Source organism: Collinsella sp. AF16-8, from assembly GCF_003462695.1.
In the GTDB taxonomy this organism is placed as follows: domain Bacteria; phylum Actinomycetota; class Coriobacteriia; order Coriobacteriales; family Coriobacteriaceae; genus Collinsella.
In genome coordinates this window covers 77,753-91,165 of the sequence record NZ_QRXX01000008.1, presented here as the reverse complement: position 1 = coordinate 91,165, position 13,413 = coordinate 77,753, and the positions used below count along the sequence as shown (strand labels likewise).

Genomic DNA, 13,413 nt, shown 5'->3' with positions numbered 1-13,413 from the left:
GACGCGCACACTATACTCGATATTTAGATGTTTGTCTAACTATCTAATCGAAATGCTTCAAACCACATCAAAGTAAGCGCCATCGCAACCTATGGGCGATTACCTATAATGGCGATAGCCAAAACACGATTTGCTTCCCCATCGGAGGATGTCTATGACCGAAACCACAGCCGCAACTCCCAACGAGACACGCGACACCAAGCTCGAGATCATCATGGGCCGCGAGGCACTCGACAAGCTCGCCAACGCCACGGTGCTGATACTCGGCTGTGGAGGCGTGGGCTCCAACTGCTGCGAGGCACTTGCCCGCGGCGGCATCGGTCATTTTGTGATTCTGGACAAGGATATCGTCGCGCCCAGCAATATCAATCGACAGGCCATCGCCTTTCATAGCACCATCGGCAAGCGCAAGGTGGACGTGATGGAAGCCATGATCAACGACATCAATCCCGCTGCCACCGTTATCAAGCGCACCGAATACCTGCTGAGCGACAACATCGATGATTTCTTCGCGAGCGTTTTGGAGCAGACGGGTGGCAAGCTCGACTACGTCGTCGACGCCATCGACACCATCTCGGCCAAGCTCACCATTGCCAAATATGCTCAGGACCACGACATCCGTTTGGTCAGTTCCATGGGCGGGGCCAACAAGCTCCATCCCGAGTGCCTCCGCTTTGCCGACATCTTCGATACGGTACGTGACCCCATGAGCCGCATTATGCGCAAAGAATGTAAGAAGCGCGGAATCAAGAGCCTGCACGTGCTGTTTAGCTGCGAGGAATCGGTTAAAACCCAACCCCGCGACCCTTCCAACATCCACGAGCGCACCGAGCTGGGAACTGCCAGTTTTATGCCGCCCATCATGGGTCAGATGATTGCCGGCGAGGTTATCCGCCAGATCAGCGGGCGCGGGTGCGAGCGCGTGCGCGCCGATGGCCAGCGCTTGGACTAGCAGGATGCCCTGCGATGGAACCGCGATTCTTTGACACGCATTGTCATCTTGATTTGATGCTCAGCCCCGATGCTGCAGCCAGTGAGTCGGCGGCGTTGGGTCTGGGGCTCTTTGACTGCGGGGTCGACCCACGCGACTTCGCGGCAGCAAAAAAGCGGGCCAGCCGATACCCAAACATTATCGCGGGCGCCGGCCTCCATCCCTGGTGGCTCGCCGACGGCCGCTGCGGTCCTGCCGAAGTCAATCTGCTTTGCGAAGTTGCTGACCAAGAGCGCTATATCGGCGAGGTAGGACTCGACTTTTCTGCGCGCTTTGCCGGAAGCGAACCGCTTCAAATACAGGCACTTGACCGTCTCTGCGATGCACTCGTGCAGCACCCTCTCGCCGGGCGCGTGATATCAATTCACGCTGTTCGTTCAGCAGGAACCGTACTGGACGCCCTTGAGTCATATGGATTACTCACCCCAAGCCCCAACTCCCCCGCCATCATCTTTCACTGGTTTAGCGGCACCTCGAACGAGTTCGTCCGTACGCGAAACGCAGGCTGCTATTTTTCCGTGAACGAGCGGATGCTCGCTACCAAGCGCGGTCGTGAATACGCCCGACAGATTCCACTCGACCGTCTGCTGCTCGAAACCGACGCTCCAGCCGAACCGCAAGCAGATGCAAGCGCGCGACAGCTCATCACATCGCTAAAAAGCGCCTCCCTGCACATCGCCGAACTTAAAAACTGCGCCGAGGAGAGCGTCGAATCGACCGTTTTAGGAAATTCGCGCTCCATATTTGACTTCCGCTGATCCCGGTGGGCAAAAAATGCCAAATATGAGTACTGTTGCAAAGCTAGTCACATCATTTTGCGACAAAACAACACCCTGATAATGCACAACCGTTCATTATCAGGGTGTTTTAGCATGGCTAAAGCCGCGTATAACAGGCTTTTATCGCTCTCGGACATTCAACTAGGGCCTCAAAAGCTTAATTTCGCTGTTACTAAAATAGTGACAGTACTCATATTTGGCATTTTTTGTCCACGAACCCCTAAAGAGCCTCCAACAGACTCCCTAAGAAAGCTCAAGCAGCTCGGGCAGCTGGTCGATAATCTTGTCCGCGGCATCTTGGCTAAAGCCAAAGCGCTCCTCGCGCTTGGCAATAACTGTCAGGCCGGCTCGCTTGCCAGCGGTGATGCCAGGCACCGAATCCTCAACGCAGCAGCAGCGATTCGCGGGCAGCCCCAGTAGGTCAAGCGCATGCAGGTAGATGTCGGGCTCGGGCTTGCTCTCCTTAAACTGCTCGCCGCTCACCACATACTCAAAGGCATCCGACAGCCCGCACGCATTGAGTACTTCCTCGATGCTATCCATGGGCGACGAGCTAGCAAGCGCCACGCGAACGCCGCGGCGCGGCAGCTCTCGAATCGTATCCACGGCGCCTGGGTTAATCAAAGTCTGATAGTCGCGCGGACGTTTATGCGCCCACTCATCCCAACGGGCCAACGCCTCCTCGCCAGTAAAATGTCCCTTACCGGCACGCTCAAACCAATCGACCAGCATGTGGAGAAAGAACTGATGCGAGGTACCGACCTGCCCGTTCAACTCCTCTTGGGTCAGGTTCAACCCAAGCTCCTTGGCAAACGCGGCAGTCTCGCCCAGATAGTAATACTCGGTATCGACAATGACACCGTCCATGTCAAAGATAACGGCGTCGAACGGAAATGCGGACACGGCACCCTCCCTAACAAAAGGGCGCCTGTAAGCAGGCGCCCGAACCATGCATTATCGGCGATTCTAGCCCAGCAGCTTATCCAGCGCCACTGCAATACCGTCTTCGTTGTTATTGGCGGTCACCATCTGGGCTACCGCCTTAACCTCATCGACGGCGTTGCCCATGGCAACACCGGTACCCGCCCACTCAATCATGGACTTGTCGTTCTGGCCATCGCCAAACGAGACGACCTCGCTGGCATCGATACCGAGCTTGGGCAGGGCACCCTCGAGCGCGCGGGCCTTGTCGATACCGGGCGCCGTGTACTCAAAGTACCAGTCGGCCGTAAACATGCCCGAAAGCGTCTGGGTAAAGGGCGCATACATCTCCTCGTAATGCGCCTGTAGGTAGGCCGGGTCGCCTGCCGTCAGCAGCTTGTCCACGGGATAAGCGTCCACAACCTCATGCAAGCTCTCGACCTCACGGATCTTAAGGTCGCACGCATCGCGCTCATACTTGACAATATTCTTCTGCGAACCGTCCGGCAGTGTGATCATGCAGCGATACGAGTCCACGACGTGCAGGTCCCGACCGAGCGAGATCATGGGAATCACGTCGAAATTGCGCAGGTGATCAATCAGGCGATGCAATTCGTCGGCAGGCATAGCCTGATCGAACAGCACCTCATCGGTCTGAGCGTCGACCACATGCGCGCCATTAAAGGCAACTAGCAGACCATCATGGTTCTGAAGGTCGAGCTCCTGCGCCAAGGCGTGCAGCCCCCATGCGGGGCGACCCGAAGCCAAGATGAGCTTAATGCCCGACTCCTGAGCCGCGAGCAGTTTCTCGCGCGTACGCGGGCTGATGACCTTTTGGTCGTTGGTGAGCGTACCGTCGATATCCATTGCGATGGCTTTGATTGCCATATATGCCTCCCTGTCATTGAACAACCTTGTCTGAGCCATCATACAGAACACCCACGGCGGCGCTGTTTGCAACGGGGAAAATGTCATATTGTCCCAAACATGAACGGCGCGCCTTCGACGATTGCGATGCCCGTCGAGGCGCCTCCCGATACATTCCATCCTATCCAAATAGCAAAGGGCCCGCATCCCAACGGATACGGGCCCTTGCCTACTATGCGTTACTTATCGCAGCGAATCCTACTTGCGGTGAGCGCGGTAGAACTCGATGAGCGCCTGAGTCGAAGCGTCCTGCTCGGCCTTGGCGGCGTCGTCGTGGAAGGCCGGGGTGATCTGCTTGGCAAGCTGCTTGCCCAGCTCAACGCCCCACTGGTCGTGGGAGTCGATGCCCCAGACCGTGCCCTCGACAAACGTGATGTGCTCGTACAGGGCGATGAGCTCGCCGAGTGCGAACGGGGTCAGCGTGTCACCGAAGATCGAAGTCGTCGGACGGTTGCCCTCAAAGCAGCGGGCCGGGACGATCTGCTCGGGCGTGCCCTCGGCGCGCACCTCATCGGCCGTCTTACCAAAGGCGAGCGCCTTGGTCTGAGCCAGGAAGTTGCCTAGGAACAGCTCGTGGACATCCTGGCCGCTGTCGGTTGCGGGGTTGGCAGTGTTGGCAAAGGCGATGAAATCGGCCGGGACCACCACGGTGCCCTGGTGCAGCAGCTGGTAGAAGGCGTGCTGACCATTGGTACCGGGCTCGCCCCAGAAGATCTCACCGGTATCGGAGGTCACGGCGCTGCCGTCCCAGCGGACATGCTTGCCGTTGGACTCCATGGTGAGCTGCTGCAGGTAGGCCGGGAAGCGGTGCAGATACTGGCAGTACGGAAGCACAGCGTGGCTCTTGGAACCGAAGAAGTTGACGTACCAGACGTTGAGCAGACCCATCAGCGCGACGGCGTTGTTCTCGAGCGGAGTGTTGCAGAAGTACTCGTCGATGGCGTGGAAGCCCTCAAGGAACTGCTGGAAACGCTCGGGGCCGAGCACGACGATCAGCGACAGGCCCACGGCGGAGTCGACGGAGTAGCGGCCGCCGACCCAGTTCCAGAAACCAAAGGCGTTGGCCGGGTCGATACCGAAAGCCTCGACCTTGTCGAGTGCGGTGGAAACGGCGACGAAGTGCTTTGCAACAGCCTCGGCGTTCTGCTCATCGGAGCCATCGATGGCGCCCTGAGTCTTGAGCTGCTCGAGCATCCAGGTCTTGACCTCGCGGGCGTTGGTGAGGGTCTCGAGCGTGGTGAAGGTCTTAGAGACGATGATCACGAGCGTGGTCTCGGGATCCAAACCCTTGAGCTTCTCGGCCTGGTCGTTGGGGTCGATGTTGGAGATATAGCGGCAGTCGATACCGGCGTCGGCATAGGGACGCAGGGCCTCGTAAGCCATGACCGGGCCCAGATCGGAGCCGCCGATGCCGATGGACACCAGGTGCTCAATCTTCTTGCCGGTAACGCCCTTCCACTCACCGGAGCGCACGCGCTCGGCGAAGGCATACATGCGATCGAGGACCTCGTGCACGTCGGCGACGACATCCTGGCCGTCGACGATAAGCTGGCCTTTCTCGCTTGCCGGACGGCGCAGCGCGGTGTGCAGGACGGCGCGGTCCTCGGTGGTGTTGATGTGCTCGCCGGAGAACATGGCGTCGCGGCGCTCCTCGAGCTTCACCTCGCGGGCAAGATCGCACAGCAGCTTGACGGTCTCATCGGTCACCAGGTTCTTGGACAGATCGAAGTGAAGGTCGCCGGCGTCAAAGCTCAGCTTGTTCACGCGGTCGGCGTCAGCGGCGAACCAGGCCTTGAGGTCGATACCCTCGGCCTCGAGCTTCTCCTGATGAGCCTCGAGCGCCTTCCAAGCGGCGGTCGACGTAGCGTCGATAGGTGCGGCAACAGTTGCCATAAAGTCCTCCTCAGCATACGGGCGCAAGCCTCCATGCGCCCGGATAATCAGATAGTCCTATTCTAGCGCAGGTCAAGACTACAATCAGCGAGCGTTGCCAATCCGCCCCCCAACGGCAACCGACCAAAAAGGGACAGGTTTATTTTGGCAGGTCAAACGCTTTACCAACCAAAAATAACCTATCCCTTTATGGTAAATATTAGGCCGCGGCGCACACACTGCCGAGCAGCTCGCGCAAGGGCGAGCCGATACCCTCCAGCAGTTCGGGAGCGATGATGGCGAAAACGGGAACCTCGCCGGCACCCACAACGGCGGGCACTTTTCCCTCGGAGACGATGCATCCGTAGGGAACAAAGCCGTCCTCGCCGGCATCGAGCACGGCCATGCGACGAGCGAGTTCGCGCGCAAAGCCCGCCGTATCGGCATCGCCGATCGCCAGGACAAAGTCCACGCCTTCGTCGGTCGCCAGGGCCACGGCTTCGTCGATCAGCTCGTCTCCCCCGTCGCCCTCGACCGAGCCGCAGCGAAATAGCGCGCGCTCGAGCAGAGCTCGATCAAGCGAGCCGAGCGCCGCCGAGACAAGCTCATCGCGCGTATGCTTGTCACCGCCCAGCACCACCAGTGTCTTGGTGCCGCCATAGTGGGCAACCAATCGCCCGCACCAGCGAGCCACGTCCCCATCCGCAACCAAGCGCGTCGGCATACCAAACCCATAGTTAACCATTATCCCCACAACCCTTCCGTGCTTTATGGTGGCATCAATCGTTAGCCTCATGCTACGAAGCGAGCTTTTCCGAGCTGTTTCGCGCTCTTTAGGGCTGCGTTAAAAACCCGATGCAGCCGCACGACCATACCCGCCAAAGAGGGACAGGTTTTGACGGTGTCCGGTCGAGCAGGTATTATCGAACAGGTATTCGATAAGAACATGTGTTTGATGGGAGGCACGGATGGCGCACGAGCAGCACACCTACATCTGCATCGACCTCAAGACGTTTTATGCCAGCGTCGAGTGCGTCGATCGTGGGCTCGATCCGCTCACCACCAACCTGGTCGTTGCCGACGAATCGCGCGGACGCACGACTATCTGTCTCGCTATCACGCAGGCTATGAAGGATCTAGGGATTCACAACCGCTGTCGCCTGTTCGAAATACCCGATGGTATCGACTACATTAAGGCCGTACCGCGCATGCAGCACTACATGGAGGTGTCGGCGCAGATCTACGGTATCTACCTGGAATACGTCAGTCCGCAAGACGTTCACGTCTACTCAATTGACGAGTGCTTTATCGACGTGACACCCTATCTGGACCTCTATCACACCGATGCGGAAGGCTTCGCCCGTATGTTGCGCGATGAGGTCCTCGCGCGCACCGGCATCACGGCGACGGTCGGCATCGGCCCCAACCTATTCCAGGCCAAGGTAGCACTCGATATCACCGCCAAGCATGTGCCCAGTCGCATCGGCACACTCGACGACGAGACCTTTCGCAAGGAGATCTGGCCCCATCGCCCCATCACCGACATCTGGGGCATCGGCCCCGGCGTGGCGGCCCGTCTCGAGAAATACGGCGTCTACGACCTGATGGGCGTCGCCGCACTCGACGAGAACCTGCTCTACGACGAACTCGGCGTCAATGCCGAATATCTTATCGACCACGCCTTCGGGCGTGAGCCGACAACCATCGCCGATATCCAAGCCTATCGCCCGCAAGCGACCTCGACCACCACAGGACAGGTGCTCTCGAAGGGCTATGCCTACGAGCAGGCCTACACCGTCTTGCGCGAGATGGTCGACAACGCCGTGTTGGATCTAGTCGATAAGCACGTGGTCTGCGACAGCATCTCGCTCTTTGTGGGCTACGCGAGCGAGCGCGCCGACATACGCCGGCTCAACGCCAGCGGCACGGCGCAGTATATAGACGGCTGCGGACACCTGCGCTCGAGCACCTCGGGCATCGAGCCCGCAGCGACCGATGGCCCCGAGCTCGCGCCCCGTGCTCCCAAGCCCGTCCAGCGCGATGACGAAAGGCGTCGCCTGGTGCGCGAAGCGCAGGCAATCGATGGCATCTTTGTGGGAGAGCATGGCGGCAAACCGCGTGGTGGCTATGCCGCACTCTTTGCGCACTCCAACGCCTCGCGCAAGCTGCCCGAGCGCACTAACTCGTTTAAGAAGATCATGGGCTATTTTGATGAGCTCTGGGCGCAGACTGTCGATCCCAAACGACCGGTCAAGCGCATCAACCTTGGATTTGGCAACCTCATGCCCGAGGAATTTACCACCATCGATCTGTTCAGCGATATCGAGGCCGATGAGCGCGAGCGCGACCTGGCGCGCGCCGTCCTGGCCGTGAAAGGCAAGTACGGCAAGAACGCGCTCGTCAAGGGATTAAGCTTTACCGCCGGCGCCACCGCGCGCGAACGCAACGACCAAGTTGGAGGACACCGTGCCTAAACCCAAACAACAGCCCGTGCGCCCGCCGACCGCCTTCGAGCGCCTGGCGGACCCCGAGGGCAGGCGCCGCGCCGCCGACCCCAAGCTCACTGCCAACGGTGCCGTGCGCGCCAACCGCGCCGCGCAGTTTATGCCCTTTGCCGCCCTCACGGGATACTACGAACTCGTGCGCAAGCAGGAAATCACCGTCGAGTCAAAACGTGAGCTCACGGAAGAAAAAGCCCTCGTACTTTCTAAAAAGCTCGAGGGTCTCAAACGTGGCGACTTGGTTCGTGTCACCTATTACGATACATACGGCTATCGCAGCCGCACCGGCATCCTCGACGAGGCGCTCCCCGCCTTCAAGCTCCTCAAGCTCCGAGACATCGCCATCGACTTCGACGACATCCAAGACATCGAACTGCGCGGACGAGCCTAGCCAAGGAAGCGCATCCAGGGCGGCGCTTACAGCGTCATGACGTAGTAGCCCGCGTCTTTCACGGCCGTCTCGAGGACACCACGATCAACCGGCTGCTTAGAGCGCACGCGTGCCGTGTGGTCCGCATACGTCACCGTTGCCCACACGCCATCCAGCGCATTGAGGGCATTGGCTACGTTCTGAGCGCAGCCGTCACAGCTCATGCCGCCGATGAGCAGCTCATCGCTATAGGGATAGTGTGACGCATCGGTATCCACCACAACAACCTTTTTGGCCTTCTTGCCGCTCGTACCATCGCTGCAGCAACTCTTCCCGTGTGTCGAAGCGGCAATGCGACGCAGTCCAAAAAACATGCCGACGGCAATGACGGCCAGCACGATGAGATTCGCAGGGTTGAGCAAGTCACTCATGCGCTCCCCTTTCAAGTAGCACTATCTAGATACCCCCATGGGGTGTCCCCATCTTAACCCAAAATCATGTCTGTTCGGTCAATTAGTTTCCCTCTTCAAACTTTTTTGTTGACCATGGCTTACTTTCGTGTATAAGTTTTCCTAGGCTAACAGTTTAGATCCGTAAGGAGCGCCGTGACTCGAACCATAGACATCCCAACGTTTCAGGCAGCGGTCGTGCGCAACTGCTCCCCCACGCTCGCGGGCATCAAGCCGGCATCGCTCTTTACCTATCCAGGCACCTACGCCCACGGGAACGGCTCGACCACAACCGAAACCATCGCAGAACGCCGAGCACGCCTGCTCGACGTTATCGCCCAGTGCAATCGCGAGCTTGACCCGCTCGGCATCCACCTGAGTGTTTTGGTCTGGCGGCCCTGCGGAGCACTCGTGTACGTGTACCGAGCCAAAAGCCTCGCCACCTATTTCGCAGACCCTCGCGCCCAAACAGCGCTCGCCTCGGAAGGCTACGACACGAGAGACCTTTCGACATGCCTTGTGCATTTGGCATCACGCATCACGCTCGCGAGCAATAACGTCGCGGAATGCGCTTGTAGCCAGACTCGATGCGCACTACCCCAGCAAGCTAGCTGCAGCAACGACTGCACCTGCGAGTTTCCGCACGAAATAGGCTACTTCCTTGGATATCCCTACGACGACGTGCACGAGTTTATCGTCCAGCGCGGCGAGAACTACAAGGTCTTTGGAGCTTGGAAGGTCTACACGGATGTCGAGCAAGCGCTTGCGATGTTTGACGCCTACCGCGCTTGCACTCAATACCTCACCTTTGTCTATCAGCAGGGCTGCAGCTTGGCGCAACTTGCCCAGGCAACCCGATAGAACATAGAAGCCGCGGCAACCTGCCGCACAACTGAAAGGACAAAACATGAGCAAGATCGCCGTCGTCTACTGGAGCGGCACGGGCAACACCGAGGCCATGGCAAACCTCGTCGCCGAAGGCGCCACGTCCGCGGGTGCCGAGACTGAGGTCATCCCCTGCGCCGACTTCTCTGCTGACAAGGCCGCCGAATATGATGCCTTCGCCTTCGGCTGCCCCGCCATGGGCTCCGAGGAGCTTGAGTATGACGAGTTTCAGCCTATGTGGGACGAGGTCAAGGAGACCCTCGGCGGCAAGAAGGTCGTCCTCTTTGGCTCCTATTCGTGGGCCGAGGGCGAGTGGATGGACAACTGGAAGGCCGACGCCGACGAGGCCGGCGTCAACGTCGTGGACTCCGTCATTTGCTACGATGCGCCCGACGATGAGGGCGAGGCGGCCTGCAAGGCCCTCGGAGCCGAGCTCGCGTAACGAAACCAGGCCTCCAAAAGAGCCTGTATCACAGCGCATCCCCATCCCTACAAAAGAGCGGGGGCTGGATTCAAGTCCAGCCCCCGCTCTTTTGTAACGGCAGTTACATCAACCGGCTACGAGATATTTCCCAAGAACGCCTTGGTGCGCTCGCTCTTGGGGTGGTCGAAGACCTCGCTCGGCGTACCCTCTTCCACAATGACGCCGCCGTCCATAAAGACGACGCGGTCGGCGACATCGCGGGCAAAGCCCATCTCGTGCGTCACGACGATCATGGTCATGCCGTCGCGTGCCAGGTCGCGCATGACACCCAGGACGTCGCGCACGAGCTCGGGGTCGAGCGCCGAGGTGGCCTCGTCAAAGAGCATGACGTGCGGGTTCATCGACAGGGCGCGGGCGATGGCAACGCGCTGCTGCTGACCGCCCGAGAGCTGGCTCGGCATAAAGTCGATACGCTCGGCAAGACCGACCTTGGTCAGCTCCTCGACGGCAATTTTCTCGGCCTCTTCCTTGCTGCGCTTGAGCACCTTCTGCTGCGCGAGCATGACGTTCTTTTTGACTGAGAGGTGCGGGAACAAATTGAACTGCTGGAACACCATACCCAGATGCGTGCGCACCTTGTTAAGATCGACGCCCTTGGCGCACACGTCCACACCCTCAACGACAATCGAGCCACTCGTGGGATGCTCAAGACGGTTGATGCAGCGAAGCATCGTCGACTTACCCGAGCCCGAGGGACCCAGAACTACGACGACCTCGCCCTTGTGCACATCCAGATCGATATCGCGCAGGACCACGTTATCGCCAAAGGCCTTCTGGAGGTTCTTGATGCTGACGACGACCTCGTTCGAGTTATTGGTTTCGCTCATGATAGGACCTCCTTACAGACCGGCGATGTGATCGGCGGGCGTCGCGACGACCTGTCCGGCGCTCTTGGCGGGACGCTTCTTCTTAGTTTCGGCCGTGCCCAAAAGCCTCGCCTCAAGGCCGCTCACCAAGCGAGCGAGCGGCAGGGTGATGACCAGATAGAACAGGGCGGCAACCACGTACGGTGTAATAGAGCCCGTCGTGGCCACGATGGTGCGGGCGTTCATGACGATCTCGACCACGCCCACGGCCGCGAGCAGCGACGTATCCTTGTAAAGCAGGATAAACTCGCTGGTCAGCGTAGGCAGGACATTGCGGAACGTCTGCGGAATCATAACGTAGAGCAGTGTCTGGAAGGCGTTCATGCCCAGCGAGCGCGCAGCCTCGTTCTGGCCCTTGGGGATCGACTGAATACCGGCACGGAAGATCTCGCACAGGTAGGCGGACGAGTTCATGGCCATGACGATGACGCCCAGCACATAGTCGTCAACCTTGACGCCGGCAAGCGGCAGGCCAAAGAATGCAATATAGATCTGCAGGAACGCCGGCGTACCACGGATGATATTCACATAGATGCCGGCAAGGCAACGCAGGATGCGCGACTTGGAGATGCGCATGAGCGACAAGGCAAAGCCAAAGGGAATTGCCAGCGGAAACGCCACGAGCACGATCGAGAGCGACATGAGGAAGCCTTTGAAGACGATCGGCAGGCTCTGGACCAAAATGACCGGGTTCAGGAACAGGCGAAGGAACATGTTGGAGTTCCAGGCCTCGACCCACGGCTGCTCTTTAAGGTCGGCCAAGAAGTTATCGAAGGCCGTCACGCCCTTGATCTCCACCGACGGAATCTTGGAGATCTTCTTGGTCGACCCGTCGGCGAGCGTATAGGTGCCGCTAAAGGCCTCATCGCCGCCCTCGACGGGGAAGGTCACGCCGTAAACCTCGACACGGAAAAAGCCGCCGGCAGGCGCCGTCTCGCCAAAGTCAATCTTGAGCGTCTGGCCGTCAGCCTTGCACGTGGGTTTCATGGGCGTACGATCCATGAGGTCCTCGCCCGAGAGCATCGTCAATCGCGTGTCATCGGTACCAAACGTCGTGCCGTCGACAAACGTCAAAGAAAGACCGCTCAGCTCCTCGTCGGCATCGGCCTGAACTTCCCAGGTAATGCGCGTCTCGGTGCCGCCGACCACATCGCTGCCCGAACCGGTGTTGGGTCGGGCGGTAATCTTTGCGGTCTCAAGCGCCTGGGCGGTCGTGGGCGCATATGCCCCCGCGCACACCAGCGCGAGCGCCACGGCCATGACGCAGGCTAGCTTTTGGAGCAAGACGGGCAGTGGAAAACGCTGCTCAGCGGCCCCTTTGTTCAGTCGAGACAAGGTGGCTCCTATCGTAGAAGTTGCCGGCAAAACGAGACGGAAACGCTCTCCGTCAAGAGAAGCGCAAAGGCCCTCTCCGCAAAACGGAAAGGGCCCGCGCGCAATCAAGTAGTTATTTTACTTGATGTTGTACTTAGCCATGAGGGCGTCGACGGTACCGTCGTCGGTCAGGTCCTTGATGGCCTGGTTGACGTCGTCCTTGAGCTTAGTGTTGCCCTGGTTGATGGCGATGGCGTACTCCTCGCCGGTGCTGATCTGCTTGATGGTCTGGCAGGTGTTGAACTGCTCGGCGGTCAGCTGGCTGGCGACGGAGCGGTTGGTCACCACGGCGTCACCCTTATCGGACTGCAGGGCGCTGAAGCACTCGGTGGCGTCCTTGTAGGGAACAATCTTGGCCTTGGGGAAGTTCTCCTGGGCAAAGGCCTCGGCGGTCGAGCCAGACTGGACGATGATGGTAGCGTCGGCGTTGTTGAGCTTCTCGCTGTAGTTGTCGGCCGTGATGTCGGTGTTATCGACCTTGGTCACGATAGCCTGATCGTCCATGTAGTAGGAATCAGAGAAAGTGACTTCCTTCTCACGCTCGGGCGTGTCGGTGATAGCCGCGATGGAAACATCATACTTGGCGCCCGAAGCGACGCCCGGAACCAGCGTGTCAAAGTCATTGTTGACATACTCGACATCCAGGCCCAGCTTGTCGCCGATAGCCTTGATGAGCTCAAGGTCAAAGCCCTGATAATCGCCGTTGTCATCCTTGTACTCAAACGGAGCGTACTCGGCAGAGGTGCCGACGGTGAGCGTACCGTCCTTGACGAGTGCATACTCCTTGGAGCCGTCGACCTTCTCGACCTTCGCGTTGTCAGAGCTGCTGGAACCGGCATCGGAACCAGAGGTGGCGTTGGACGAACCACAGCCCGTCAGTGCAAGAGCGAGCGCCATGGCGCCCGTGGCTGCAAACGCGCCAAGCTTCTTGAGCTTCATAATCAGTCTCCTTCCAGTGACCCCGTTTGATTCAGAGGTCTGCAAAAACTGTTGG

The 13,413-nt window shown here is 59.2% G+C and carries 14 protein-coding genes; 6 read left to right on the top strand and 8 right to left on the bottom strand.

Annotated elements, in window-relative coordinates; all coding sequences use genetic code 11:
- Nucleotides 1-154: 154 nt before the first annotated feature.
- Together DWW73_RS08100 and DWW73_RS08095 are read left to right on the top strand one after the other, a co-directional pair.
- Nucleotides 155-952: a ThiF family adenylyltransferase gene (locus DWW73_RS08100; RefSeq protein ID WP_117779268.1), complete on the top strand. Its 798-nt coding sequence runs from the start codon at nt 155-157 to the stop codon at nt 950-952.
- A 14-nt stretch (nt 953-966) separates the two neighbouring features.
- Nucleotides 967-1,749: a TatD family hydrolase gene (locus DWW73_RS08095; protein WP_089573023.1), complete on the top strand. Its 783-nt coding sequence runs from the start codon at nt 967-969 to the stop codon at nt 1,747-1,749.
- Between the two features lie 264 nt (nt 1,750-2,013).
- Here DWW73_RS08095 and DWW73_RS08090 read toward each other — a convergent pair whose 3' ends face one another.
- From DWW73_RS08090 to DWW73_RS08075, 4 genes are all read right to left on the bottom strand, one after another.
- Entirely contained in the window at nt 2,014-2,673 is a 660-nt protein-coding gene (locus tag DWW73_RS08090) for an HAD family hydrolase (protein WP_369833051.1), read from the bottom strand.
- Nucleotides 2,674-2,736: 63 nt separating this feature from the next.
- Nucleotides 2,737-3,579: a Cof-type HAD-IIB family hydrolase gene (locus tag DWW73_RS08085; RefSeq protein ID WP_199413491.1), complete on the bottom strand. Its 843-nt coding sequence runs from the start codon at nt 3,577-3,579 to the stop codon at nt 2,737-2,739.
- A 237-nt stretch (nt 3,580-3,816) separates the two neighbouring features.
- Nucleotides 3,817-5,511: a glucose-6-phosphate isomerase gene (gene pgi, locus DWW73_RS08080; RefSeq protein ID WP_117779265.1), complete on the bottom strand. Its 1,695-nt coding sequence runs from the start codon at nt 5,509-5,511 to the stop codon at nt 3,817-3,819.
- Nucleotides 5,512-5,710: 199 nt separating this feature from the next.
- Entirely contained in the window at nt 5,711-6,235 is a 525-nt protein-coding gene (locus DWW73_RS08075) for an iron-containing alcohol dehydrogenase (RefSeq protein ID WP_158563804.1), read from the bottom strand.
- A gap of 223 nt (nt 6,236-6,458) precedes the next feature.
- Between DWW73_RS08075 and DWW73_RS08070 the strand changes: the two genes are divergently transcribed.
- Nucleotides 6,459-7,964 carry a DNA repair protein gene (locus tag DWW73_RS08070; RefSeq protein ID WP_117779263.1) on the top strand — a complete coding sequence of 502 codons (1,506 nt, stop codon included), beginning with the start codon at nt 6,459-6,461 and terminating at the stop codon, nt 7,962-7,964.
- The gene (locus DWW73_RS08065) at nt 7,957-8,382 is read left to right on the top strand and encodes a hypothetical protein (RefSeq protein ID WP_233502621.1); all 426 of its coding nucleotides are present in this window, start codon (nt 7,957-7,959) and stop codon (nt 8,380-8,382) included. The genes DWW73_RS08070 and DWW73_RS08065 overlap by 8 nt, the downstream gene beginning before the upstream one ends.
- A 26-nt stretch (nt 8,383-8,408) precedes the next feature.
- Here the strand turns inward: DWW73_RS08065 and DWW73_RS08060 are convergent, their stop codons facing one another.
- On the bottom strand, nt 8,409-8,792 hold the full coding sequence (locus tag DWW73_RS08060; RefSeq protein ID WP_117635436.1) for a heavy-metal-associated domain-containing protein: 384 nt from the start codon (nt 8,790-8,792) through the stop codon (nt 8,409-8,411).
- Nucleotides 8,793-8,966: 174 nt separating this feature from the next.
- On the opposite strand from DWW73_RS08060, the gene DWW73_RS08055 reads away from it, so the two are divergent.
- Nucleotides 8,967-9,671 (top strand): DUF3793 family protein, encoded by a 705-nt coding sequence (locus DWW73_RS08055; protein ID WP_117735785.1) that lies wholly within the window; start codon nt 8,967-8,969, stop codon nt 9,669-9,671.
- 46 nt (nt 9,672-9,717) lie between these two features.
- Entirely contained in the window at nt 9,718-10,137 is a 420-nt protein-coding gene (locus DWW73_RS08050) for a flavodoxin (protein WP_117735786.1), read from the top strand.
- Between the two features lie 116 nt (nt 10,138-10,253).
- Here DWW73_RS08050 and DWW73_RS08045 read toward each other — a convergent pair whose 3' ends face one another.
- The 3 genes from DWW73_RS08045 to DWW73_RS08035 all read right to left on the bottom strand — a co-directional run bounded on the left by DWW73_RS08045 (nt 10,254) and on the right by DWW73_RS08035 (nt 13,358).
- On the bottom strand, nt 10,254-11,006 hold the full coding sequence (locus tag DWW73_RS08045) for an amino acid ABC transporter ATP-binding protein (protein WP_055251428.1): 753 nt from the start codon (nt 11,004-11,006) through the stop codon (nt 10,254-10,256).
- Between the two features lie 12 nt (nt 11,007-11,018).
- The gene (locus DWW73_RS08040) at nt 11,019-12,380 is read right to left on the bottom strand and encodes an ABC transporter permease subunit (protein ID WP_233503153.1); all 1,362 of its coding nucleotides are present in this window, start codon (nt 12,378-12,380) and stop codon (nt 11,019-11,021) included.
- Between the two features lie 117 nt (nt 12,381-12,497).
- Nucleotides 12,498-13,358 (bottom strand): ABC transporter substrate-binding protein, encoded by an 861-nt coding sequence (locus DWW73_RS08035; protein ID WP_117635438.1) that lies wholly within the window; start codon nt 13,356-13,358, stop codon nt 12,498-12,500.
- Nucleotides 13,359-13,413: the final 55 nt, after the last annotated feature.

Excerpts from the sequence above, each read along its gene's own strand:
- DWW73_RS08100 (WP_117779268.1), top strand. The coding sequence starts at position 155 with ATGACCGAAACCACAGCCGCAACTCCCAACGAGACACGCGACACCAAG.
- DWW73_RS08095 (WP_089573023.1), top strand. The coding sequence starts at position 967 with ATGGAACCGCGATTCTTTGACACGCATTGTCATCTTGATTTGATGCTC.
- DWW73_RS08085 (WP_199413491.1), bottom strand. The coding sequence starts at position 3,579 with ATGGCAATCAAAGCCATCGCAATGGATATCGACGGTACGCTCACCAAC.
- pgi (WP_117779265.1), bottom strand. The coding sequence starts at position 5,511 with ATGGCAACTGTTGCCGCACCTATCGACGCTACGTCGACCGCCGCTTGG.
- DWW73_RS08075 (WP_158563804.1), bottom strand. The coding sequence starts at position 6,235 with ATGGTTAACTATGGGTTTGGTATGCCGACGCGCTTGGTTGCGGATGGG.
- DWW73_RS08070 (WP_117779263.1), top strand. The coding sequence starts at position 6,459 with ATGGCGCACGAGCAGCACACCTACATCTGCATCGACCTCAAGACGTTT.
- DWW73_RS08060 (WP_117635436.1), bottom strand. The coding sequence starts at position 8,792 with ATGAGTGACTTGCTCAACCCTGCGAATCTCATCGTGCTGGCCGTCATT.
- DWW73_RS08050 (WP_117735786.1), top strand. The coding sequence starts at position 9,718 with ATGAGCAAGATCGCCGTCGTCTACTGGAGCGGCACGGGCAACACCGAG.
- DWW73_RS08045 (WP_055251428.1), bottom strand. The coding sequence starts at position 11,006 with ATGAGCGAAACCAATAACTCGAACGAGGTCGTCGTCAGCATCAAGAAC.
- DWW73_RS08035 (WP_117635438.1), bottom strand. The coding sequence starts at position 13,358 with ATGAAGCTCAAGAAGCTTGGCGCGTTTGCAGCCACGGGCGCCATGGCG.